Genomic DNA, 24,356 nt, shown 5'->3' on the forward strand with positions numbered 1-24,356 from the left:
CTCAGATCCTACCGGCCGGTCCCTCAGTCGGTGACGCCCAGGAGGCGCCGCAGGCGCTCGACGTGGCCCGTGGCCTTCACGTTGTACAGCGCGTGGACGACCCGGCCGTCGGGGCCGACGACGACGGTGGAGCGGATCAGGCCCTCGTAGACCTTCCCGTAGTTCTTCTTCTCCCCCCACGCGCCGTAGGCCTGCGCCACGGCGTGGTCCTCGTCCGAGAGGAGCGGGAACGTGAGCTGCTCCTTCTGCGCGAAGCGGATGATCTTGCCGATCGGGTCGGGGGAGATGCCGAGGACCACGTGGCCGGCGCCGGCGAGGGAGGCGAGGCTGTCGCGGAAGTCGCACGCCTGGGTGGTGCACCCGGGCGTGGAGGCCGCCGGGTAGAAGTAGACGATCGTGCTCTTGCCCGCGCTGTCGCGCAGGGAGACGGGGCGCCCGTCCTGGTCCTGGAGGGTGAACGCCGGGGCGACGTCGCCGGGCTGGAGGCGGGAGGAGGTAGCGTCGGTCATGCCGCCCACGATAGGCGGGGCGCCCGCGCGGAGGCGAGCGGTCCGCGGAGACGACCCGCGGAGACGAGAGGGCCCCGTCATCGCGACGGCGATGACGGGGCCTTCTCCTTCTGGTGCACCCCCCGGGACTCGAACCCGGAACCTGCTGATTAAGAGTCAGATGCTCTACCAATTGAGCTAGAGGTGCAGGCGCCGTACGGCCTTCCGATTCTCACCGGCGCGCCGTGCAACGAGTGGAAACCCTACCAGGTCTTCGGGGCGCCGTCCAAGCCTGGGTCGGGCGTGACCGCCTCCGCCGGGTCCGAGACCGCATACAGCCGGTCCAGCTCGTCCATGAACGCGGTCATGAATCCGTGGAAATCCGCGGCGTCCGCGCGCTGGTCGAGATCCGCGACACCGTCCTCGGTGAGATCCCCCACAGGGACACGCGCGTGCTCGGACACGTCGAACCACGTGCGGAAGCCGGTGACGGTCTCCACCTGGTAACCGGAGCCCGTGTCCGCCACGGTCGCCACGTTGTGCAGCCCCACCGTCACGGGGTCCGGCTCCTGCGGCGCGCGGAGCACCGGCTCGGCGGCCGGGTCCACAGGGCAGAGGACCATCTCGAGAGGCACGTGGCGGTAGCCGATCACGAGGGGCGTGGAGGAGCCGGAGGGCTGCCCGTACACGAGGTTGTAGTCGCCGTGGTTGAACACCCGCGCGTCGAATGCGGCGCGGAGGCGGCGCATGAGGCGGGGGGAGTCCATGTGTCCCACGCTACGCGTCGCGGCAGGAGGGCGCCACGTGAGGCGTCCGAGCTGGACCCCTCCGCGTCGTGTCACATCGTGACCCGTCCCACGGCCGGCGGGCCCGCCGTCCCTAGACTGCGCTCATGGAGAACACCGAGGCCCAGGGCTCCGCAGCCCCCGTCAGCACCGCCCCCGCCACGCCTGCCCCGGACATGAAGCCGCGCTCGCGCGACGTCACCGACGGCATGGAGCGCGCCGCCTCGCGCGGCATGCTCCGCGCCGTGGGCCTGGGCGACGACGACTTCGCCAAGCCCCAGATCGGCATCGCGTCCTCCTGGAACGAGATCACGCCGTGCAACCTCTCCCTGGACCGTCTCGCCCAGGCGGCCAAGGAGGGCGTCCACGCCGACGGCGGCTATCCGCTCGAGTTCGGCACCGTCTCCGTCTCGGACGGCATCTCGATGGGCCACGAGGGCATGCACTTCTCCCTCGTCTCCCGTGAGGTGATCGCCGACTCCGTGGAGACGGTCATGATGGCCGAGCGCCTCGACGGCTCGGTGCTCCTGGCCGGCTGCGACAAGTCCCTGCCCGGCATGCTCATGGCCGCGGCCCGCCTCGACCTGGCCAGCGTGTTCGTCTACGCCGGCTCCACGATGCCCGGCCACGCGCGCCTCTCCGACGGCACCGAGAAGCAGGTGACGATCATCGACGCGTTCGAGGCGGTCGGCGCGTGCGCCCGCGGCCTCATGAGCGAGGAGGACCTGCTGCGCATCGAGAAGGCGATCGTCCCCACCGAGGGCGCGTGCGGCGGCATGTACACCGCCAACACGATGGCCTCGATCGGCGAGGCGCTCGGCATGTCCCTGCCCGGCTCGGCCACGCCGCCCTCGCCGGACCGCCGCCGCGACGACTTCGCGCGCCGCTCCGGCGCCGCCGTCGTCCAACTCCTGCGCCTCGGCATCACCGCCCGGGACATCATGACGAAGGAGGCGTTCGAGAACGCCATCGCCGTGACCATGGCGTTCGGCGGCTCCACGAACGCGGTGCTGCACCTCCTCGCGATCGCGCGGGAGGCCGGCGTGGACCTCACCCTGGACGACTTCAACCGCGTGGGCGACCGCGTCCCGCACATCGCCGACCTCAAGCCCTTCGGCCGCTACGTGATGACGGACGTGGACCGCGTGGGCGGCGTGCCCGTGGTCATGAAGGCGCTGCTGGACGAGGGGCTGCTCCACGGCGATGCGCTCACGGTGACGGGAAAGACCCTTGCCGAGAACCTCGCCGCCCTGGCGCCGGACCCCGTGGACGGCACCGTCATCCGCCGCATGGACGAGCCCATGCACCCCAACGGCGGCATCGCGGTCCTGCGGGGCAGCCTCGCCCCGGAGGGCGCCGTCGTGAAGTCCGCCGGCTTCGACGCGGACGTCTTCGAGGGCACCGCCCGCGTGTTCGACCGCGAGCGCGCCGCCATGGACGCCCTCGAGGACGGCACCATCGCCGCGGGCGACGTCGTCGTGATCCGCTACGAGGGCCCGCGCGGCGGCCCGGGCATGCGGGAGATGCTCGCCATCACCGGCGCGATCAAGGGCGCCGGCCTCGGCAAGGACGTCCTGCTCCTCACCGACGGGCGCTTCTCCGGCGGCACCACGGGCCTGTGCATCGGGCACATCGCGCCCGAGGCGGCCGACGGCGGGCCGATCGCCCTGGTGCGCAACGGCGACCGGATCCGCGTGGACATCGCGGGCCGGACGCTCGACATCCTGGTGGATTCGGCCGAGCTGGAGGCGCGCCGGGCGGACTGGACGCCCGTCCCGCCGAAGTTCACCACGGGGGTGCTGGGCAAGTACGCCAAGCTCGTGCACTCCGCGGCCGAGGGTGCGTACCTGGGCTGAGGCCGGAGGCCGGAGGCCCGAGACCCGAGGCCTGAGTCGGGAGGCGGGAGCGGGCGGGCACGCAGGTGCCGCGGCATGGGCGCACGGGGGCGCCGCGTGGGCCACGTCTCACATGGCGAGACATGGACGTCTCAAGTGGTGGTCGCCACGCAGGGGTCCCCATACTGGAGCCACCGACGAACGACCCGGCGGTCGGCGGCCCCACCTCAGGCCGTGACCGCACTCCGATCCGCCCGGCACGGCAGGACACCCCCAGCCACCCCGACGGATCACCCGGACCATCGTCCGGCGTGCCCCGCATGCCGGACGCCAGCAGCGATGAGCGCAGTGAGGTGCACTGATGAGCCCGACCCCCCGCCCCGAGTCCGCGGCGCCGCGCGTCCCCGGCCCGGGGAATCGCGTGGAGCCCACCCGCATGACGGGGTCCGAGGGCCTGATCCGCGCGCTCGAGGAGCTCGGGGTCACGGACGTCTTCGGGCTGCCCGGCGGAGCGATCCTCCCCACGTACGACCCGCTGATGGACTCCTCCGTCATCCGCCACATCCTGGTGCGCCACGAGCAGGGCGCGGGCCACGCGGCCCAGGGCTACCACCTCGCCACGGGCCGTCCCGGCGTGGCCATCGCGACGTCGGGGCCGGGGGCCACCAACCTCGTCACCGCGATCGCCGACGCGCACATGGACTCCCAGGCGGTCGTGTTCATCACGGGCCAGGTCACCTCCGCGGCCATCGGCTCGGACGCCTTCCAGGAGGCGGACATCGTCGGCATCACGATGCCCATCACGAAGCACTCGCGCCTCGTCACCCGCGCGGAGGACATTCCGCTGGCGCTCGCGGAGGCCTTCCACATCGCGACCACGGGGCGTCCGGGCCCCGTGCTGATCGACGTCACGAAGGACGCCCAACAGGGCGAGCTCGAGTTCTCCTGGCCGCCGCGGCTGGAGCTGCCCGGCTACCGACCCGTGCTGCGCGGCCATCCCCGCCAGGTCAAGGAGGCCGTCCGCCTCATCGCCGAGGCCCGGCGCCCCGTGCTGTACGTGGGCGGCGGCGTGGCCCGCGGCGAGGCGTCCGCGGAGCTGCGCGAGCTGGCCGAGGCCACCGGCGCCCCCGTGGTCACCACGCTCACGGCGCGCGGCGTGTTCCCGGACTCCCACCCCCAGCACCTCGGCATGCCCGGCATGCACGGCTCGGTGCCGGCGGTCGCCGCCCTCCAGCAGGCGGACCTGCTCATCACCCTCGGCGCCCGCTTCGACGACCGCGTGACCGGGCACCTCGAGTCCTTCGCTCCGGGCTCGCGCGTGATCCACGTGGACGTGGACCCCGCCGAGATCTCGAAGAACCGCCTCGCGGACGTGCCGATCGTGGGGTCCGTCAAGGAGGTCATCCCGGACCTCACGGCGGCGCTGCGGGCGGCGGCCGAGCAGGCGCCGCTGCCGGACCTCGCCCCGTGGTGGGCCGTGCTGGACCGGCTGCGACAGACCTACCCGCTCGGCTGGACCGATCCGGCGGACGGGCTCATGGCCCCGCAGCACGTGATCTCGCGGCTCTCCGCGCTCTCCGGCCCCGAGGCCGTGTACGTGGCCGGCGTGGGCCAGCACCAGATGTGGTCCAGTCAGTTCGTGCACTACGAGCGCCCCCGGCAGTGGCTGAACTCCGCGGGCCTGGGGACCATGGGCTTCTCCGTGCCCGCCGCGATGGGCGCCAAGGTCGGGGACCCGGCCCGCGTGGTCTGGGCGATCGACGGCGACGGCTGCTTCCAGATGACCAACCAGGAGCTCGCCACCTGCGTGATCAACCGGATCCCCATCAAGGTGGCGGTGATCAACAACTCCTCGCTCGGCATGGTGCGCCAGTGGCAGACCCTGTTCTACGACGGCCGCTACTCCAACACGGACCTCAACACGGGCCACGGCACGGCCCGCGTGCCCGACTTCGTGAAGCTGGCGGACGCCTACGGCGCGGTCGGGCTGCGCTGCGAGCGCACCGAGGACCTGGACGACACCATCCGCCGGGCCCTGGAGGTCGACGACCGCCCCGTCGTCGTCGACTTCGTGGTCTCCCGCGATGCGATGGTGTGGCCCATGGTCCCCGCGGGCGTGAGCAACGACGCGATCCAGGTGGCCCGAGGGATGACGCCCGAGTGGGACCAGGAGGACTGAGGAGCGATGACCGTGGAACGACACACCCTGTCCGTGCTCGTGGAGGACGTCCCGGGCACGCTCACCCGCGTGGCCGGCCTGTTCGCCCGCCGCGCCTTCAACATCCACTCGCTCGCCGTGGGCGTCACCGAGGTGCCCGGGGTCTCCCGGATCACCGTCGTGGTGGACGCGGACGCCCACCTGCTGGAGCAGGTCACGAAGCAGCTCAACAAGCTGATCAACGTGCTCAAGGTGGTGGAGCTGGCCGACGACTCCTCGGTGCAGCGCGACCACCTGCTGGTCAAGGTCCGCGCCGACGCCGCCACCCGCGGCCAGGTGGTGCAGGCCGCCGACCTCTTCCGCGCCCACGTGGTGGACGTGGCCCCCGATTCGCTCACCCTCGAGGCCACCGGCACCCGGGAGAAGCTCCAGGCCTTCCTGGACCTCATGGAGCCGTACGGCGTGCGCGAGCTCGTCCGCTCCGGCACCGTGGCCCTGTCCCGCGGCTCGCGCTCCATGACCGACCGGGCCCAGGCCCGCTGAGCCGGCCGCCGAGCCCGCACACCCTCTGATCCCCCTCACCGCTAGGAGACCGCAATGACCGCCACGAAGTTCTACGACGACGACGCCGACCTCTCGATCATCCAGGGCCGCACCGTGGCCGTGATCGGCTACGGCTCGCAGGGCCACGCGCACTCGCTGTCCCTGCGCGACTCGGGGGTGGACGTCCGCATCGGCCTCGCCGAGGGCTCGACGTCCCGTGCGAAGGCCGAGGCCGAGGGCCTGCGCGTCGTGGACGTGGCCACCGCCGCCGCGGAAGCCGACCTCATCATGATCCTCACCCCGGACCAGGTGCAGGCCGACGTGTACGCCGAGCACATCGCTCCGAACCTCCAGGACGGCGACGCCCTGTTCTTCGCGCACGGCTTCAACGTCCGCTACGGCTACATCAAGGCACCCGAGGGCGTGGACGTCGCCCTCGTGGCCCCCAAGGGCCCGGGCCACGTGGTCCGCCGCGAGTTCGAGGCCGGCCGAGGCGTGCCCGCCCTCATCGCGGTCGAGCAGGACGCCTCCGGCGAGGCCCGCGCGCTGGCGCTGTCCTACGCGAAGGCGATCGGCGGCACCCGCGCCGGCGTCATCGAGACCACCTTCACCGAGGAGACCGAGTCGGACCTCTTCGGCGAGCAGGCCGTGCTGTGCGGCGGCGCGTCCCAGCTGGTGCAGTACGGCTTCGAGACCCTGGTGGAGGCCGGCTACCAGCCCGAGATCGCCTACTTCGAGGTGCTGCACGAGCTCAAGCTGATCGTGGACCTCATGGTGGAGGGCGGCATCGCCAAGCAGCGCTGGTCCGTCTCGGACACGGCCGAGTACGGCGACTACGTCTCCGGCCCGCGCGTGATCGACCCCTCCGTGAAGGAGAACATGAAGGCCGTGCTGGCCGACATCCAGGACGGCGCCTTCGCGAAGCGATTCATGGAGGACCAGAAGGCCGGCGCCCCGGAGTTCACGGAGCTCCGCGCGAAGGGCGAGGCCCACCCGATCGAGAAGACCGGCCGCGAGCTGCGCCAGATGTTCGCGTGGCTCAAGGACACCGACGACGACTACACCGAGGGCACCGCGGCCCGCTGAGCCGCGGCCCGGACCCTCGAGTGGTCACGACACGCCACGTGCACCGCGGACGTGACGGCGTGTCGTGACCACTCGGCTGCGGCGTCGAAAGGGACTCCCTTCGGCGTCGAAAGGGACTCCCTGCGGCGTCGAACGGGACTCCCTTCGGCGCCGCCGTCGTCTGCGGTCCATGACAGATCCATGCGGCTAGGCTCGAGGCGGCGACGCGGGCCGCGCACCATCTGCCCACGTCGCCCCACCGTGCCACCGCCGAACAAGGAGCCGCCCGTGAGCGCCGCCCAGCCCGTCGTCCTCATCGCCGAGGAACTCTCGCCCGCCACCGTCGAGGCCCTCGGCGCCGACTTCGAGATCCGCCACACCGACGGCGCCGACCGCGCCCGCCTGCTGGCGGATCTGCCCGGCGTGGACGCGATCCTCGTGCGCTCCGCCACGCAGATGGACGCCGAGGCCATCGCCGCGGCCACGGACCTGAAGGTCATCGCGCGGGCCGGCGTCGGCCTGGACAACGTGGACGTCCCCGCCGCCACCGCGGCGGGCGTCATGGTCGTCAACGCGCCGACCTCCAACATCGTCTCGGCCGCCGAGCTGACGTGCGGCCACATCCTCTCCGTGGCGCGCAACATCGCCCCGGCGAACCGCGCCCTCAAGGCGGGGGAGTGGAAGCGCTCCAAGTACGCGGGTGTGGAGCTGTTCGAGAAGAAGCTCGGCGTGATCGGCCTCGGCCGCATCGGCGCGCTCGTGGCCGAGCGCATGAAGGCCTTCGGCATGGAGATCCTCGCGTACGACCCCTACATCAGCGCGGCCCGGGCCCAGCAGCTCGGTGCGACGCTCGTGGACCTGGACGCCCTGCTCGAGCAGTCCGACTTCGTCACCATCCACATGCCCAAGACGCCGGAGACGGTCGGCATGATCGCGGACGAGCAGTTCGCGCGCATGAAGGACACCGCGTACGTGATCAACGTGGCCCGCGGCGGCCTCGTGGACGAGGACGCCCTCGCCCGCGCCCTGGACTCCGGAGCGATCGCCGGCGCCGGCATCGACGTGTTCAGCTCCGAGCCCGCCACGGACCTCGCGTTCTTCCAGCACGACTCCGCCGTCGTCACCCCCCACCTGGGCGCCTCCACCGCCGAGGCGCAGGAGAAGGCCGGCGTCGCCGTCGCCAAGTCCGTGCGCCTCGCCCTGGCCGGCGAGCTCGTGCCCGACGCGGTGAACGTGGCCGGCGGCGTCATCCACGAGGACGTGCGACCCGGCCTGCCCCTGGCCGAGAAGCTCGGCCGCACGCTCCGCGCGCTCGTCGGCGAGGCCTCTCTCGAGTCGGTGGACGTGGAGGTGGCCGGCGAGATCGCCGAGCATGACGTGAAGGCCGTCCGCCTCGCCGCCCTCAAGGGCGTGTTCACCGACGTGGTCTCCGAGCAGGTCTCCTACGTGAACGCCCCCGTGCTGGCCGAGCAGCGCGGCGTGGAGAGCCGCCTCACCACGACCCCGGTGGCGGAGTCCTACCGCAATGCCATCACCGTGAGCGGCGTGACGTCCACGGGCGAGAAGACCTCCGTGACCGGCACCCTGACCGGCCCGAAGCAGGTGCAGAAGCTCGTGGGCGTGGACGGCCACGAGATCGAGGTGCCCCTCGCCGAGCACCTGCTCGTGTTCGGCTACGCCGACCGCCCGGGCGTCGTCGGCATCCTCGGCCAGGCGCTGGGGGAGCAGGGCGTGAACATCGCCGGCATGGACGTGTCCCGCGATGCGGAGGGCACCGCGCTCGCGGTCCTGACCCTCGACGCCGGCATGGCGGCGGGAACGGTCGGCGCCCTCGCGCAGGCCATCGGCGCCGAGCGGGCCGCGGAGATCGACCTCTCCGAGTGAGCCCGCGGCCGGCGTCGACGCGTCGGACCCGCCGCCGACGTCGGCGCGTCGCCTCCCCGAGGTGGCGCGCCGACGTCGTGGAGGGGAGCGGGACGGCCGGGGGCCCCGCCGGTAGACTCGCTGACCGTGACTGACGAGCGTGTGCCCTACTACCTGACCACCGCGATCCACTACCCGAACGGCGAGCCGCACATCGGCCACGCCTACGAGATGGTGGGCGCCGACGCGATGGCGCGCTTCGCCCGGCTCGACGGCCGCGACGTGCGCTTCCTCACGGGCACGGACGAGCACGGCCAGAAGATGGCGCAGACCGCCGAGCGTGAGGGCGTCACGCCCCTGGAGCTGGCCACGCGCAACTCCGGTGCGTTCCGGCGCATGGACGACGAGGTCCTGGACGTCTCCTACGACCGGTTCATCCGCACCACGGACGCCGACCACCACGCCGCCGCCCAGGAGATCTGGCGCCGCATGGAGGCCAACGGGGACATCTACCTGGACCGCTACGCCGGCTGGTACTCCGTGCGGGACGAGCGCTTCTTCACCGAGGAGGAGACCGAGGTCCGCGAGGACGGCTCCCGCTGCGCGACCGAGACCGGCACCGAGGTGACGTGGACGGAGGAGGAGTCCTACTTCTTCCGCCTCTCCACGTACCAGGAGCCGCTCCTGCAGATGTACCGGGAGAACCCCGGCTTCGCCGCGCCGTCCTCCCGGTTCAACGAGGTCATCCGGTTCGTGGAGGGCGGCCTGACCGATCTCTCGATCTCCCGCACGTCCTTCGACTGGGGCATCCCGCTGCCCGCACCGGCCGACCCGTCCGCCGAGGATGCCCAGTCCCGGAAGAACCACGTCATGTACGTGTGGGTGGACGCGCTCGCGAACTACCTCACGGGCGCCGGCTGGCCGGAGACGGACCCGGCCGCGGTGGAGCGGTACTGGCCGGCCGACGTGCACATCATCGGCAAGGACATCTCCCGCTTCCACTGCGTGTTCTGGCCCGCTTTCCTCATGTCCGCCGGGATCGAGCTGCCGAAGCGCGTCATGATCCACGGGTTCCTGAACAACAACGGCGAGAAGATGTCCAAGTCGCTGGGCAACGTGGTGGCGCCCGCCGACTGGGTCGCCCGGTACGGCCTCGACGCCGTGCGCTTCTTCCTGCTGCGCGAGTTCCCCTTCGGCGCGGACGGCTCGTACAGCCACGACGCCGTGGTGGGCCGCAAGAACGCGGACCTCGCCAACAACCTCGGCAACCTGGCCCAGCGCTCGCTCTCCATGGTGGCCAAGAACTGCGACGCCGCCGTGCCCCGGCCGGGCGGGCTCAGCGAGGCGGACGCCGCGATCCTCGCCCAGGTGGACGCGCTCCTGGAGAAGACGCGCGCCGCCTATGCGGAGCAGGACTTCCACGCGGCGCTCGAGGAGACGTGGCGCGTGCTCGGCGAGGTGAACGCGTACTTCGCGGACCAGGCCCCGTGGGTGCTGAAGAAGACCGACGAGCCGCGCATGCGCACCGTGCTCTACGTGACGCTGCAGGCCGTGCGCCGCGTCGCGCTGCTCGTGCAGCCCGTCATGCCCGGCTCGGCCACGCGCCTGCTGGACCTGCTCGGCGTGGCCGCCGAGGGCGACGCCGGCCGCACCGGCGCCTCGGGCACCGGCGCCCGCTCATTCGCCGCGTTCGGCGACGACCTCGTCCCCGGAACGCCCCTGCCGAAGCCCGAGGGCGTCTTCCCGCGCCACGAGGAGGCGGCCGAGGGCTGAGCGGCGCCTCACCCCGCCCCGGACGGCGGCGCCCCGGTCCCGCGGCCGGCGCGCCGCCGTCGCCGTCCTGCTGTCCACGAGGTGAGACGCCGCGTCACGCAATGTGGTCCGGGCGGGGCCCGGTCCTAGCCTGGAGCGCATGACCGAGACGCCCCGCACCGACGCCCTGCGCAGCACCGACGTGACGGCCCTGGACCTGGCCGTGATCGGCGGTGACGGGATCGGCCCCGAGGTGACGGAGCAGGCCGTGGCCGTCCTGCAGGCGGCGCTCGCCGCTGAGGGCCGCCCCGAGGCCCGGCTGACCGACTACGCGCTCGGCGCCGAGCACTGGCTGGCGACCGGCGAGACCCTGACCGATGAGACCCTCGAGGCCCTGCGCGGCCACGACGCGATCCTCTTCGGCGCGGTGGGCGCCGCCCCCGGAGACACGCGCGTCCCATCCGGGCTGATCGAGCGCCAGATGCTGCTGCGCCTGCGCTTCGCGCTGGACCACGGCGTGAACCTGCGTCCCGCCACCCTGTACCCGGGTGCGAAGAGCCCGCTGACGCAGCCCCGGGACATCGACTTCACGGTGGTCCGCGAGGGCACCGAGGGCCCCTACGTGGGCAACGGCGGCGTGATCCGCGAGGGCACCGAGCACGAGATCGCCACCGAGGTGTCCGTCAACACCGCCCACGGCGTGCGCCGCGTGGTGCGGGACGCCTTCGAGCGCGCGGACGCGGGGGAGCGCAAGCGCCTGACCTTCGTGCACAAGCACAACGTGCTGGTGCACGCCGGGCACCTGTGGCGCCGCACCGTGGAGGCGGTGGCCGCCGACTTCCCCGAGGTCACGTGGGACTACATGCACGTGGACGCCGCGACGATCTTCCTGGTGACGGACCCCTCCCGCTTCGACGTGATCGTCACGGACAACCTCTTCGGCGACATCCTGACAGACCTCGCCGCCGCGATCACGGGCGGGATCGGCCTCGCCGCCTCGGGCAACATCAACGTGGAGGGCACGGCACCGTCCATGTTCGAGCCGGTCCACGGCTCCGCGCCGGACATCGCCGGCCAGGGCGTCGCGGACCCGGTCGCCGCGATCCTCTCCGCCGCCCTGCTGCTCGAGCACGTCGGGGAGGCCGGCGCGGCGGGACGCGTGCGCACTGCGGTGTGGGCGCACCTCGAGGACCGCGCCGACGGCGATCGGGGCTCGACCGCCGAGGTGGGCGCCGACGTCGCCCGCCGCGTCTGAGACGCGCGCCACAGACCGCCGGCCCCACGGGTCTACGATGGACCCGCGCCCACCCGCCCCACCCCGATGGAGGATCCCTCGTGTCCGAGACCGTGTTCACCCGGCAGCCGCACCTCTCCCCGCTCTCGGAGGAGGAGCGCGTGGAGATCCTGCAGGACCCCGGCTTCGGCAAGGTCTTCACGGACCACATGGTCTCCGTGGACTGGACGTGGAGCGAGGACGGCGGCGCGTGGCACGACGCCCGCGTGGAGCCCTACGGCCCCCTCTCCCTCGACCCGTCGGCGTCCGTGCTGCACTACGCCCAGGAGATCTTCGAGGGCCTGAAGGCCTACCGCCACGGGGACGGCTCGGTGTGGACGTTCCGCCCCGAGGCCAACGCCGCGCGCCTCAACCGCTCCGCCGTGCGCCTGGCCCTCCCCGAGCTGCCCGAGGAGATCTTCCTCGGCTCCCTGAAGGCCATCGTGGAGGCGGACCAGGGGTGGGTGCCGGACGGCGAGGGCCAGTCCCTCTACCTGCGCCCCTTCATGATCGCCACGGAGGCGTTCCTCGGCGTGCGGCCGGCGCGCGAGGTGCGCTACATGGTGATCGCCTCGCCGGCCGGCAACTACTTCGGCGGCGAGGTCAAGCCCGTCACCATCTGGGTCTCCCGCGAGTACGCCCGCGCGGGCAAGGGCGGCATGGGCGCGGCGAAGACCGGCGGCAACTACGCGGCGTCCCTCTTCCCGCAGCTGCAGGCCGCGTCGAAGGGCGCGGATCAGGTGGTCTTCCTCGACTCCGCGAACGACGACGCCATCGAGGAGCTCGGCGGCATGAACGTGTTCTTCGTGTTCTCCGACGGTCGCCTCGTCACCCCCGCGCTGAGCGGCAGCATCCTCGAGGGCGTCACCCGCTCCTCGATCCTCCAGCTGGGTCGTGACATGGGCCTGACGGTGGAGGAGCGCCGCATCACCCTGGCCGAGTGGGCCGAGGGCGTGCGCTCCGGGGAGATCACGGAGGTGTTCGCGTGCGGCACGGCCGCGGTGGTCACGCCCATCGGGCGCCTGCTCGACGGGGACGACGTCATCGAGTCCGCCGGCGGCGCCGACGTCACCTTCAGGATCCGCGCCGAGCTCGAGGGCATCCAGACCGGCACGGTCGAGGACCGCCACGGCTGGCTGCACCGCCTGGTCTGAGCAGGCCCGAGCCAGGGTCTGCATGCATGGACAGGGTCTGCGTCCAGGACGCAGACCCTGTCCACGTCGTCAGATCCGACGGCGGCCCGACCGACGGCGCCGCCGTCGCCGAGCGACCGGCGCGCGGGCACCACGGTGAGACGTGAGACACTCCCTGGGTCGAATCCGTCACCCGCGATCAGGAGTCTCCGTGAGCTCGCACCGCTCCTCCATCCCCGCCCCCGCCGAGGGGACATCCCCCCACCCCGAGGAGGGCCAGGCACAGCTGCCGCCCGTCGAGGCGGAGCACCGCCCCCGCTGGACCCCCGTGAGCATCGCCGTCTGGGCCCTGCTCGCCCTGCTCGGCGGCGTCGCCTGGACCATGCTCGCCCTGCACCGCGGCGAGTCCATCAACGCCATCTGGTTCGTGTTCGCGTCCGTGGCCACGTTCCTGATCGGCTACCGCTTCTACTCGCGGTACGTGGAGCGCCTCATCGTCCGCCCGGACGACACCCGCGCCACCCCGGCCGAGTACCGCGCCGACGGCCGCGACTACGTGGCCACCGACCGCCGCGTGCTCTACGGCCACCACTTCGCCGCCATCGCCGGCGCCGGCCCGCTCGTCGGCCCGGTGCTCGCCGCGCAGATGGGCTATCTGCCGGGCACCATCTGGATCATCGTGGGCGTGATCCTCGCCGGCGCGGTCCAGGACTACCTCGTGCTGTTCTTCTCCATGCGCCGCGGCGGCCGCTCCCTCGGCCAGATGGCCCGGGAGGAGCTCGGCCGGTTCGGCGGCACCGCTGCCATCATCGCCACGCTGCTCATCATGGTGATCATCACCGCGATCCTGGCCCTCGTCGTCGTCAACTCCCTGGGAGAGTCCCCGTGGGGCGTCTTCTCCGTCGGCATGACCATCCCGATCGCCCTCTTCATGGGCCTGTACCTGCGCTACCTGCGCCCGGGCCGCATCACCGAGGTCTCGGTCATCGGCTTCGTCCTGCTCATGGCCGCCATCGTCGGCGGCGGCTGGGTGGCCGGCACGGAGTGGGGCGCGGCCCTCTTCACCCTGGACCGCGTCACGATCTCCTGGGCGATCATCGCCTACGGGTTCATCGCCGCCGTGCTGCCCGTGTGGCTGCTGCTCGCCCCGCGCGACTACCTCTCCACCTTCATGAAGATCGGCGTCATCGCGGGCCTGGCTGTCGCCATCGTCATCGTCCAGCCGCGCATCACCGCCCCGGCGTTCTCCGAGTTCGCCTCGGGCAACGCCGGCCCCGTCTGGCCGGGTTCGCTGTTCCCGTTCCTGTTCGTGACCATCGCGTGCGGCGCGCTCTCCGGCTTCCACGCCCTCATCGCCTCCGGCACCACGCCGAAGATGGTGGAGAAGGAGCGTCAGACCCGCTTCATCGGCTACGGCGGCATGCTCATGGAGGCCTTCGTGGCCATCATGGCGCTCGTGGCGGCCGTGTCCATCGACCGCGGCGTGTACTTCGCCATGAACGCCCCCGCCGCGCTCACCGGCGGCACCCCGGAGTCCGCGGCGGCCTGGGTCATGTCCCTCGGCCTGGCCGGCGTGGACGTCACCCCGGAGCACCTGACCACGCTCGCGAACCTCGTGGGCGAGGAGACGGTGGTCTCCCGCACCGGCGGCGCCCCGACGCTCGCCGTCGGGCTCTCCCTCATCATGGGCCAGCTGGTCGGCGGCGAGGCCCTCATGGGCTTCTGGTACCACTTCGCCATCATGTTCGAGGCGCTGTTCATCCTCACCGCCGTCGACGCCGGCACGCGCGTGGCACGCTTCATGCTCCAGGACTCGCTGGGCAACGTCGTCCCGCGCTTCCGGGATCCGTCCTGGCGCGTGGGCGCGTGGGTGTGCACCGCGATCATGGTGGCCGCGTGGGGCGCCGTCCTGATCATGGGCGTCACCGACCCGCTCGGCGGCATCAACACCCTGTTCCCGCTGTTCGGCATCGCCAACCAGCTGCTGGCGGCGATCGCGCTCGCCGTCGTGCTCACCATCGTGGCGCGCCGCACCCGCGGGAAGGGCCTGTGGATCGTGGCCCTGCCGCTCGCGTTCATCACGGTGGTGACCACCGTGGCGAGCTTCCAGAAGATCTTCTCGCCGGTGCCGGCGGTCGGCTACTGGGCGCAGCACCGTGCGTTCCAGGACGCGATCGCGGCCGGCAAGACGAGCTTCGGCGCCGCCAAGACGCCCGAGGCCATGGACGCGGTGGTCCGCAACACGGCCATCCAGGGCACGCTCTCGGTGGTGTTCCTGGTGCTCGCCCTGATCGTGATCACCACGTCCGTGCTCGCCACCCTGCGCGCGCTGCGCGGTGTGGACGCGCCCAACCACGAGGACCCGTACGTGCCCTCGACGCGCTTCGCCCCGGCCGGCCTCGCGGCCACCGCCGAGGAGAAGGAGATCCAGCGTCAGTGGGACGCCCTGCCGGCGGAGAAGCAGCCGGTGCGGGGGCACTGACGTGCCCGGTCCGCACGCCACGACGCCGGACGTCGCCTCCCCCGCGGAGGCCGCGTCCGGCGTCGGCGGCCGGCGCGGCGCGTGGGCCTCGGCCCGCTGGTGGCTGCGCCAGCTCACGGGGGAGGGGAAGTACGACGCCTACCTGGCCCACCACCGGGCGCATCATCCGGGCGAGGAACCGATGAGCGAGCGCGAGTTCTGGCGGGACGAGTACGCGAAGCAGGACGCGAACCCGGGCAGCCGCTGCTGCTGAGGGGCAGCGCCCGCCCACTAGGCTGGCCCCATGCGCATCGCTCGTTTCGTGGACAAGGCAGAACCGACCTACGGCGTCGTCGAGGGGCCCGCCGGGGCCGACCTCTCCGAGCTGACGATCACCGCCCTGCAGGGCGACCCGTTCTTCCACGGGGTCCAGCCCACCCGGACCACGCACCGGCTCGAGGACGTGCGGCTCGTGGCGCCGATCATCCCGCGCTCGAAGATCGTGGGCGTCGGCCGCAACTGGGCGGACCACGCGAAGGAGCTCGGCAACGAGACCCCGACCTCGCCGCAGTTCTTCCTCAAGCCCAACACCTCGGTCGTCGGGCCGAACGAGCCCGTGACCCTGCCCTCCTGGTCGGACGAGGTGTCCTACGAGGCCGAGCTGGCCGTCGTCATCGGCACCATCTGCAAAGACGTCCCGCTGAACCGCGTGGACGACGTCGTGTTCGGGTACACCGTGGGCAACGACCTCACCGCCCGGGACGCCCAGCGGACCGACCTGCAGTGGGCCCGCGCCAAGGGCTTCGACGGCGCCTGCCCGCTCGGCCCGTGGATCGAGACGGAGCTGGACGTGGAGGCCGCCGGCGGCCTGCGGGTCACCTCCCGGCTCGACGGCGAGACCCGCCAGGACGGCACGACGACGGACATGGTCTTCGGCGTGCGCGAGCTGGTGGCCGCCGCCTCGGAGATCTTCACCCTCCTGCCGGGCGACGTGATCCTCACCGGCACCCCGGCCGGCGTCGGCACGGTGGCCGAGGGCCAGCGCGTCGAGGCCGAGGTGGAGGGCATCGGCGTGCTCGCCACCCCCTTCCGCCGCTGAGCCCGGGGGAGCCCCGCGTAGACTCGGGGCATCATGACTGAGCCCACCGCCCCCGTGTCCGAGAACACCACCGCCCCCGAGAACGCGCCCGCGATCTTCGCCGACGTCCCCCAGGTGGACGCCGACACTCCCGTGCGCGTGCGCTTCTGTCCCTCGCCCACGGGAACTCCGCACGTCGGGATGGTCCGCACGGCGCTGTTCAACTGGGGCTGGGCCCGCCACACCGGCGGCACGCTCGTCTTCCGCATCGAGGACACGGACGCGAAGCGCGACTCCGAGGAGTCCTACCAGCAGCTGCTCGAGGCCATGCGCTGGCTCGGCATCGACTGGGACGAGGGCGTCGAGGTGGGCGGCCCGCACGAGCCCTACCGCCAGTCCCAGCGCGGTGAGATCTACGCCGAGGTCATCGAGAAGCTCAAGGCCGGCGGCCACATCTACCCCTCCTACTCCACCCCGGACGAGATCGAGGCGCGCCACCGGGCCGCCGGGCGCGACCCCAAGCTCGGCTACGACGGCGTCGACCGCGACCTGACCGAGGACCAGGTCGCCGCCTTCGAGGCCGAGGGCCGCACGCCGGTGTGGCGCGTGCGCATGCCGGACACGGACATCACCTTCACCGACCTGGTGCGCGGGGAGATCACCTTCAAGGCCGGCTCCGTGCCGGACTTCGTGGTGGTCCGCGCGGACGGCTCGGCGCTCTACACGCTCGTGAACCCGGTGGATGACGCGCTCATGGGCGTCACCCACGTGCTGCGCGGCGAGGACCTGCTCTCCTCCACCCCCCGGCAGATCGCGCTCTACCGCGCCCTGTACGCGATCGGCGTCGCCCAGTACATGCCGGTGTTCGGCCACCTGCCGTACGTGATGGGCGAGGGCAACAAGAAGCTCTCCAAGCGCGACCCTCAGTCCAACCTGTTCCTGCACCGGGACAACGGCTTCATCCCGGAGGGCCTGCTGAACTACCTGGCCCTGCTGGGCTGGTCGCTCTCCGCGGACGAGGACATCTTCACGCCCGAGCAGTTCATCGAGAACTTCGACGTGCACAAGGTCCTGGCCAACCCCGCCCGCTTCGACGAGAAGAAGGCGATCGCCATCAACGGCACCCACGTGCGCATGCTGGAGCCGGCCGACTTCCAGGCCCGCCTGGTGCCGTACCTGCACGCCGCCGGCCTCGTGGACGCCCAGCTCACGGAGCGCGAGCAGCGCATCCTCGCCGCCGCCGCGCCGCTCGTGCAGGAGCGCGTCCAGCTGCTCGGCGAGGCCGTCGAGATGCTGCGCTTCCTCTTCACGGAGGACGGGGACATCGCCACGGAGGCCGGGGCCCTCAAGGGCATGCCCGCGGACCTGCGCGCCGCCGTCGCCGCGGCCCGCGAGGCGCTGGCCGCCCTGCCGGCGGACGAGTTCACCACCGAGCGGATCGAGGCCGCGCTGCGCGGGGCCCTCGTGGAGCGACTCGAGCTCAAGCCGCGCCAGGCCTTCGGGCCCGTGCGCGTGGCCGCGACCGGCCGCAAGGTGTCCCCGCCGCTGTTCGAGTCCCTCGAGATCCTCGGTCGCGACTCCGCGCTGGCCCGCCTGGACCGCTTCGCCGCGGAGCAGGGCCTCGACGCCGCGCTGCCCACGGACGCGTGAGCCGCGCCTCGGGGGCCGGCGGCCCGTCGGCCCCCGCGTGGGACGGGGTCCTCTTCGACCTCGACGACACGCTGCTGGACCTGCGCACGGCCCAGCACGCCGCGTTCCACGCCACCATGCACCACCAGTGGGCCGGGGTGGGCGGCGTGGCCCCGGGGGTGCTCGCGGCAGCCGTCGAGGCGTTCGCCGCGGACGCCGACGGCCACTACGACCGCTACCTCGCCGGCGAGCTGAGCTTCGCTGGGCAGCGGCTGGCCCGGGCTCGTTCGGCGCTCGAGCGCCTGGGCGCGCCCGCGGAGACGGCCGAGCCGCTCGAGGCGCTGTGGCTCACGGACTACGAGGACGAGATCCGCGCGCACTGGGCGCTCTTCCCTGCGACGGCGGACGTGCTGGCCGCGGTGCGCGCGTCCGGCCGCGCGGTGGGGATCGTCACGAACAACGTGGAGGAGTACCAGCGGGGCAAGGCGGACGCGCTCGGCCTGGACTGGGTGCGCGTGCTCATCGGCTCGGACACGGCCGGTGCCCCCAAGCCGGACCCCGCGCCGTTCCTCGCCGGGTGCGAGCGGATGGGGACCGAGCCGGCCCGCACGCTCATGGTGGGGGACAGCCTGTCCAGCGACGTCGCCGGGGCTCGCGGCGCCGGGCTGGTCCCCGTCTGGCTCGCGCCCGACGACGCGGGGGTCCCGCGCGACGCCACGGCGCCCGAGCCCGATCAGGACCCGGCGGCCGATGCCGCCCCCGTCGCGCCGCGCTGGGACGCGGAGCGGGAGTGCTGGCGGATGGACGCCATCGGCGGCCTGCTCACCTGGCTCTGACGCCGATGTTGCGTGGGCGCCGGGCATGGGGTAGAGTTCCTACTCGTTGCCGGAGAGGTCCGGGGACATCCAGCTTGTGAATAGCACTGATGTCAAGCGATGCTTGACATGCAGTGGGGTATGGTGTAATTGGCAACACAACGGTTTCTGGTACCGTCATTCTAGGTTCGAGTCCTGGTACCCCAGCGAGTCTTCGACTCAGTGAGCGCTGACAGCAGTCGGCGCGCACGGCCCCATCGTATAGCGGCCTAGTACGCCGCCCTCTCACGGCGGTAACGCGGGTTCAAATCCCGCTGGGGTCACGCACGCATCACGTCCACGGACGCGGTGCACGGACGGTCATACGAGCCGTCCACCTGCTCGGAGAGGCAGGCGCACAGAACTCTCCACCCGCTTCCGGCAGCGATGCCGGGGGCAGCTCGGCCCCATCGTATAGCGGCCTAGTACGCCGCCCTCTCACGGCGGTAACGCGGGTTCAAATCCCGCTGGGGTCACGTGAGTGACGCAAGCCCGGTCCATCTGGACCGGGCTTGCGCCGTCTCCGGGGCAGTGCCCACCCGTCCTGTTCCGGGCCCGGACGGGCCCCTCGTGTGAGAATGGGACGCGTGCATCCCACTGACGAGAACGCCGCCACTCCGCCGCAGGGCACCGCCACGCCGGGCATCGACACCGCCGTCCGCCGCGTCCGCGACCACGTCGCCGACCTGGACCTCGGCTTCGAGACGCCGTCCGCGCAGGCGGACCGGGCCGAGCGCGAGCGCACCCTCCACCAGATCGACGACTACGTCCTTCCCCGCCTCGACTCCCTCGACGCCCCCCTGCTGGCCGTTGTCGGCGGCTCGACCGGCGCGGGCAAGTCGACCCTGGTCAACGCCCTCGTGGGGCACCAGGTCTCCCGCTCCTCGGCCCTGCGCCCCACCACACGCCAGCCCCTGCTCCTGCACAACCCGGCCGACGCCGCGTGGTTCACCGGCCCCCGCGTGCTGCCGGACCTGGCACGCGTGACCGTGCACCGCACGGAGGCCGGCGGCCCCGTGGAGCCGGACTCGAACGCGATGGACACGGTCGCGCTCGTCGCGGAGCCCTCCCTGCCCGCCGGCATCGCGCTGGTGGACGCCCCGGACATCGACTCCGTGGCCGACCAGAACCGCGCCCTGGCCCGCCAGCTCCTCGAGGCCGCGGACCTGTGGATCTTCACGACGACGGCGCACCGCTACGCCGACGCCGTCCCGTGGCAGCTCCTCGACCAGGCGGCCGCCCGCGACATCACGGTCGCCGTCGTGCTGGGCCGCGTGCCCGAGGGCGACGCCGAGTCCATCACCCCCGACCTCCAGCGCATGCTCACCGAGCACGGCCTGCCCGACGCCCGCATCCACGTGATCCCGGAGACGCGCTTCGACGAGACGGGCCTGCTCCCGCAGGAGCATGTGGCCAGCCTCCGCGCGTGGCTCGAGGAGCTCGCGCACGACGCCCAGACCCGCTCCGCCGTGGCCCGCCGCACCGTGGACGGCGTCCTCGCGCAGCTCGCGGACCGGGTGGAGGACCTCGCCCGCGCCGAGGAGGACCAACAGGTGGCCGCAGCCGGCCTGGCCCGCTCCGTCACGGACGCCACCGAGCAGGCGGTGGAGACCGTCCAGCACGCCACCTCGGACGGGACGCTCCTGCGCGGGGAGGTGCTGGCCCGCTGGCAGGACTTCGTGGGCACCGGCGAGTTCTTCCGCGGAGTCGAGAGCGCGATCGGCCGCATCCGCGACCGCGTGACCGCCCTCGTGCGCGGCCGCCCGGCCCCGGTGGAGGAGGTCGAGTCGGCGCTCGAGACCGGGCTGCACGCCGTCATGGTGGAGGCCGTCGCCACGGCCGCGGAGCAGGTGGAACGCCGCTGGGCGGCCGAGCCCGCGGGCCGTGCCCTCGTGGCCGGCCGTGACCTCGGCGCGCTGCCCGCGGACGTGTCCGAGCGCGCCGCCGCCGTGGTCCGCACGTGGCAGCAGGACGTGCTGTCCCTCATCGAGGAGGAGGGCGCCGGCCGCCGCACCAGGGCTCGCCTGGCCGCCTTCGGCGTCAACGCGGCCGCCGTGTCCCTCATGGTCCTCTCGTTCGCCTCCACCGCGGGGCTGGCCGGCATCGAGGTCGGGATCGCCGGCGGCGCCGCCGTGGTGGGCCAGAAGCTGCTCGAGTCGATCTTCGGCGAGGACGCCGTGCGCCGCATGGCCAAGCGCGCCAACGACCTCCTCGAGGTCCGGGTGCGGACGCTGCTCGAGGAGGTCCTCGCGGGCCGCTTCCTGCCGCTGCTCGCCCTGGACCGCGACCCCTCGGACACCGCGGCGCTGCGCGCCCTCGTCCCGACCCTGCGTCGCGGCGTGGAGGCCGGCCTCGACGGCCACCCCGGTGAGGAGGGCGATGAGCCCGCCCTTCCCGGCGTCGACCTCACCGCGGCCGCACCGGCCGAGCGGACGTCCCCTCCCGCCGACGTCGTCGAGGGCCGCCTCGTCGCCGAGTCCGAGGAGGACGCCCGATGAGCCGCGCCGTCGCCACCCTGGACGAGCGCCTGAGCGCACTCGGCGAGGCCGCCGACCTGGGGCGGAACCGCCTGCCGGACGGGCCCGTGGACACCGCCGAGGCCGCCGTGCGCGCCGCGGGGGAGCGCCGCTCCCTGTCCGCCGAGCACACCGTGGTCGGCTTCTTCGGGGCCACCGGCTCCGGCAAGTCGTCCCTGTTCAACGCGCTGACCGGGCGTGACCTCGCCCGCGTGGCCGCCACCCGCCCGACCACGTCCGAGCCGCTCGCGGCGGTGTGGGGCGTGCGCCACGGCCAGGGCCTCGGCGGCGGCCCGGACGCGGACGGCACGGGGGAGGGCGGCGGCGCCGCGGCCCTGCTCGACTGGCTCGGCGTCACGCGCCGCCACCTGCTGGACGAGGCCCCCGTGCTCGACGGCGGCCGGAGCGGGTTCCTCGGCCTCGGCCACAAGGACGGCGCGGACGCCACGGGCCTCATCCTGCTCGACCTGCCGGACATCGACTCGGTGGAGCTGAACAACCGGGAGATCACGTCCAAGCTGGCGGGCCACGTGGACGTGCTCGTGTGGGTCGTGGACCCGGAGAAGTACGCGGACGCCGTGATCCACCGCGACTTCCTCGCCACGATGGGCTCGCACGCCGCCGTCACGCTCGTGCTGCTGAACCAGGTGGACCGCCTCACCGTGGCGGACCGGGACACCGTGCTCGCCTCGCTGCGCCACATGCTCACGGGCCACGGCCTCGCGGACGTGCGCGTCCTGCCGGTCTCCGCCCGCACGGGCGAGGGGCTCGATGAGGTCGGCCGCCAGCTCGCGTCGATCGTCGCGGCCCGGGGCGCCGCCGTCGAGCGCCTGGGCGCCGACGTGGCCGCCCGGGCCGAGGACCTCTCCGCGGCCTCCGGCACGGGCGATCCCGCCGGCGTCACGGACGGGCTCGAGCACCGCCTCGGCAAGGACCTCGCGGTGGCCGGCGGCGTGCCGGCCGTGGTGCGCGCGGTGGAGGGCTCCTACCGCCTCCGCTCGGCCAAGCAGACCAGCTGGCCGGTGCTGCGCTGGATGCACTCCTTCCGGGCCGATCCGCTGCGCCGCCTCCACCTCATGCCCGAGCGGGCCTCCGCCCGCCGCGACCGGGACGAGATCGAACGCGACCCCGCGGTGCACCGCACCTCGCTGCCCACGCGCACGGGGACCCAGCGGGCCGTCGTCGAGGGCGCTGTGCGCACCGTGGTCACGGAGGCGTCCGCGGGCGCGCCGGAGCCGTGGGCCGCGTCCATCCGCCGTGCCGGCCGCGCAGAGCTCGACGCCGTCCCGGACGCCGTGGACCAGGCGATCTCCGCCACCGACCTGGGTGCCGCCCAGGGCAGCTGGTGGTGGCCCGTCCTGAACGTGCTGCAGTGGCTCGCGCTGCTGACCGCGGTGGTCGGCGCAGGCTGGCTCGGCCTGCTGGCCCTCGCCGTGTACCTGCAGTTCGCGCTCCCGCCGGCGCCGAGCGTGGAGGGCTTCCCGATCCCGACGCTGCTGCTGGTCGGCGGCCTCGCGCTCGGCCTGCTGCTGGCGCTCCTGGCGGTCCCGCTCACGCGCTGGACCGCGGCGGCGCGCGGCCGCCGCGCCCGCCGTCGCCTCGAGGAGTCGACGACGGCGGTGGGCCGCCGCCTCGTGGTGGACCCCGTGACCGCCGAGATCGAGCGCTACCACCGCTTCCAGTCCGCGATCGGGACGGCGGCGGGCACGTCCGCCCGCGGCCGGGGACGGGCGCGCCGGTGACGGGTCCCGGTGGTGCCGGCCTCACGGTCGCCGAGCTGTCCGAAGAGGGCCTCCTGGAGATCATCCAGGGGGCCCTTGCCCCTGCCAGTGCACCCGCGCTGTGGCCGGCCGACTCCGTTCCGCCCGGGGACGACGCCGCCGTCGTCCCCGCCCCGCGCGGCGCCGTGGTGGTCTCCACGGACGCCATGGGCGAGGGCACGGACTTCCTGCTGATGTGGCCTGCCGGGGTGCGCACGCGGGGCTACGACGCCGGCTGGAAGGCCGCCGCGCAGAACCTCTCCGACATCAACGCGATGGGGGCGACCTCCTCCGCGCTCGTCACGGCGCTGACGCTCCCGGAGGGCACGGACGTCGCGTGGGTCCGCGGGTTCGCGCGGGGGATCGCGGGCGCCATCGCCCGGCTCGGCGCCGGCGGGTGCCGCGCCGCGGGCGGCGACCTCGGCATGGGGGAGCGGATCCAGGCCGCCGTGACGGTGCTCGGGGATCCGGGTGCGGGGGTGCTGGAGCGCCGACCGCGGCGCGCGGAGGACCGGGACCGCCTGCTCGCCGAGGGCGCGGACCTGGTCCACTGCCAGGTGCTCGGGGGACTCGTCGGCGGCGGACCGGGCTGGGCTGCCGCCGGGCTGCGCCTCCTGCTGACCGAGCGGGCCGAGCTCGAGCGCCGCTGGGACGCCCTGCCCGCGGAGCAGCGGCCGGGCGCCCGCGAGATCGCGCGCGCCGTCCGGGGGCAGCTGCGCCCGCGGCCGCCCCTCGCCGCGGGACCGGCCGCGCTGGCCGCCGGGGTGCTCACGCTCATGGACGTCTCCGACGGGATCGGCCGGGACGCGCACCGCATGGCGCGGGCCTGCGGCACGGGGGCCCCGGGCGGTCGGGTCGAGGACGGCCGGGCACGGACCCTGACCCCGTGGGTGGCCGACACCTGGGTGGCCGAGGTCGCCCGTCCGCTGGGGCCCGTGGCCGCGCTGGCCGGCGTCGCGCCGGAGGCCCTGGTTCTCGCAGGCGGCGAGGACTACGGGGTGGTGGGCCTGGCCTGGCCGGAGACCGCGCTGCCGGCGGGCTTCACCCGGATCGGGCGGATGCTCCCGGCCGGCGCCGAACCACCGGCCGGCCATCGGCCCCTGCCCGAGCGAGGCTGGGACCACTTCGGCGGCTGACGCGCCTCGGGCTGTCGCGCGTCGGGG

Annotated in this window: 18 protein-coding genes and 4 tRNA genes; 19 read left to right on the forward strand and 3 right to left on the reverse strand. The window is 73.3% G+C overall.

Annotated elements, in window-relative coordinates:
• Window positions 1-23 precede the first annotated feature (23 nt).
• From bcp to AB0302_RS00960, 3 genes are all read right to left on the reverse strand, one after another.
• The gene (bcp, locus tag AB0302_RS00950) at window positions 24-509 is read right to left on the reverse strand and encodes a thioredoxin-dependent thiol peroxidase (protein ID WP_248115133.1); all 486 of its coding nucleotides are present in this window, start codon (window positions 507-509) and stop codon (window positions 24-26) included.
• A 111-nt stretch (window positions 510-620) separates the two neighbouring features.
• Window positions 621-696 (reverse strand) — tRNA-Lys (locus tag AB0302_RS00955).
• Between the two features lie 55 nt (window positions 697-751).
• Window positions 752-1,255 carry a hypothetical protein gene (locus AB0302_RS00960; protein WP_319075303.1) on the reverse strand — a complete coding sequence of 168 codons (504 nt, stop codon included), beginning with the start codon at window positions 1,253-1,255 and terminating at the stop codon, window positions 752-754.
• Window positions 1,256-1,449: 194 nt separating this feature from the next.
• Between AB0302_RS00960 and ilvD the strand changes: the two genes are divergently transcribed.
• From ilvD to AB0302_RS01055, 19 genes are all read left to right on the forward strand, one after another.
• Window positions 1,450-3,129, forward strand: a complete 1,680-nt coding sequence (gene ilvD, locus AB0302_RS00965) for a dihydroxy-acid dehydratase (protein WP_366370330.1) — start codon at window positions 1,450-1,452, stop codon at window positions 3,127-3,129.
• 340 nt (window positions 3,130-3,469) lie between these two features.
• A complete protein-coding gene (locus AB0302_RS00970) occupies window positions 3,470-5,287 on the forward strand; it encodes an acetolactate synthase large subunit (protein WP_319075301.1) in 1,818 nt (605 codons plus the stop codon).
• Between the two features lie 12 nt (window positions 5,288-5,299).
• Window positions 5,300-5,809: an acetolactate synthase small subunit gene (gene ilvN, locus AB0302_RS00975; RefSeq protein WP_248115130.1), complete on the forward strand. Its 510-nt coding sequence runs from the start codon at window positions 5,300-5,302 to the stop codon at window positions 5,807-5,809.
• Between the two features lie 54 nt (window positions 5,810-5,863).
• Window positions 5,864-6,895: a ketol-acid reductoisomerase gene (gene ilvC / locus AB0302_RS00980; protein ID WP_319075298.1), complete on the forward strand. Its 1,032-nt coding sequence runs from the start codon at window positions 5,864-5,866 to the stop codon at window positions 6,893-6,895.
• Window positions 6,896-7,162: 267 nt separating this feature from the next.
• Window positions 7,163-8,758: a phosphoglycerate dehydrogenase gene (gene serA, locus AB0302_RS00985; RefSeq protein ID WP_366370251.1), complete on the forward strand. Its 1,596-nt coding sequence runs from the start codon at window positions 7,163-7,165 to the stop codon at window positions 8,756-8,758.
• Between the two features lie 126 nt (window positions 8,759-8,884).
• On the forward strand, window positions 8,885-10,510 hold the full coding sequence (metG, locus tag AB0302_RS00990; RefSeq protein ID WP_366370252.1) for a methionine--tRNA ligase: 1,626 nt from the start codon (window positions 8,885-8,887) through the stop codon (window positions 10,508-10,510).
• Window positions 10,511-10,649: 139 nt separating this feature from the next.
• Window positions 10,650-11,744 carry a 3-isopropylmalate dehydrogenase gene (locus AB0302_RS00995; protein WP_366370253.1) on the forward strand — a complete coding sequence of 365 codons (1,095 nt, stop codon included), beginning with the start codon at window positions 10,650-10,652 and terminating at the stop codon, window positions 11,742-11,744.
• 80 nt (window positions 11,745-11,824) lie between these two features.
• A complete protein-coding gene (locus AB0302_RS01000; protein ID WP_366370254.1) occupies window positions 11,825-12,916 on the forward strand; it encodes a branched-chain amino acid aminotransferase in 1,092 nt (363 codons plus the stop codon).
• 265 nt (window positions 12,917-13,181) lie between these two features.
• Window positions 13,182-15,377 (forward strand): carbon starvation CstA family protein, encoded by a 2,196-nt coding sequence (locus tag AB0302_RS01005; RefSeq protein WP_298713476.1) that lies wholly within the window; start codon window positions 13,182-13,184, stop codon window positions 15,375-15,377.
• Between the two features lies 1 nt (window position 15,378).
• On the forward strand, window positions 15,379-15,630 hold the full coding sequence (locus AB0302_RS01010) for a YbdD/YjiX family protein (protein ID WP_366370255.1): 252 nt from the start codon (window positions 15,379-15,381) through the stop codon (window positions 15,628-15,630).
• Between the two features lie 30 nt (window positions 15,631-15,660).
• Entirely contained in the window at window positions 15,661-16,455 is a 795-nt protein-coding gene (locus AB0302_RS01015) for a fumarylacetoacetate hydrolase family protein (RefSeq protein ID WP_319075287.1), read from the forward strand.
• Window positions 16,456-16,488: 33 nt separating this feature from the next.
• The gene (gltX, locus tag AB0302_RS01020) at window positions 16,489-18,084 is read left to right on the forward strand and encodes a glutamate--tRNA ligase (RefSeq protein ID WP_366370256.1); all 1,596 of its coding nucleotides are present in this window, start codon (window positions 16,489-16,491) and stop codon (window positions 18,082-18,084) included.
• The gene (locus tag AB0302_RS01025; protein WP_319075282.1) at window positions 18,081-18,899 is read left to right on the forward strand and encodes an HAD family hydrolase; all 819 of its coding nucleotides are present in this window, start codon (window positions 18,081-18,083) and stop codon (window positions 18,897-18,899) included. Before gltX ends, AB0302_RS01025 begins: the two co-directional genes overlap by 4 nt.
• Window positions 18,900-19,013: 114 nt before the next feature.
• Window positions 19,014-19,085 (forward strand) — tRNA-Gln (locus AB0302_RS01030).
• Between the two features lie 43 nt (window positions 19,086-19,128).
• Window positions 19,129-19,201 (forward strand) — tRNA-Glu (locus AB0302_RS01035).
• A gap of 119 nt (window positions 19,202-19,320) precedes the next feature.
• Window positions 19,321-19,393, forward strand: a tRNA-Glu gene (locus tag AB0302_RS01040).
• Window positions 19,394-19,504: 111 nt separating this feature from the next.
• Entirely contained in the window at window positions 19,505-21,415 is a 1,911-nt protein-coding gene (locus AB0302_RS01045) for a dynamin family protein (protein ID WP_366370257.1), read from the forward strand.
• Window positions 21,412-23,175: a GTPase gene (locus tag AB0302_RS01050; protein WP_366370258.1), complete on the forward strand. Its 1,764-nt coding sequence runs from the start codon at window positions 21,412-21,414 to the stop codon at window positions 23,173-23,175. The genes AB0302_RS01045 and AB0302_RS01050 overlap by 4 nt, the downstream gene beginning before the upstream one ends.
• Window positions 23,172-24,329: an AIR synthase related protein gene (locus AB0302_RS01055; protein WP_366370259.1), complete on the forward strand. Its 1,158-nt coding sequence runs from the start codon at window positions 23,172-23,174 to the stop codon at window positions 24,327-24,329. The genes AB0302_RS01050 and AB0302_RS01055 overlap by 4 nt, the downstream gene beginning before the upstream one ends.
• Window positions 24,330-24,356 lie beyond the last annotated feature (27 nt).

The organism is Micrococcus sp. NPDC078436 (assembly GCF_040702705.1).
GTDB lineage: Bacteria > Actinomycetota > Actinomycetes > Actinomycetales > Micrococcaceae > Micrococcus.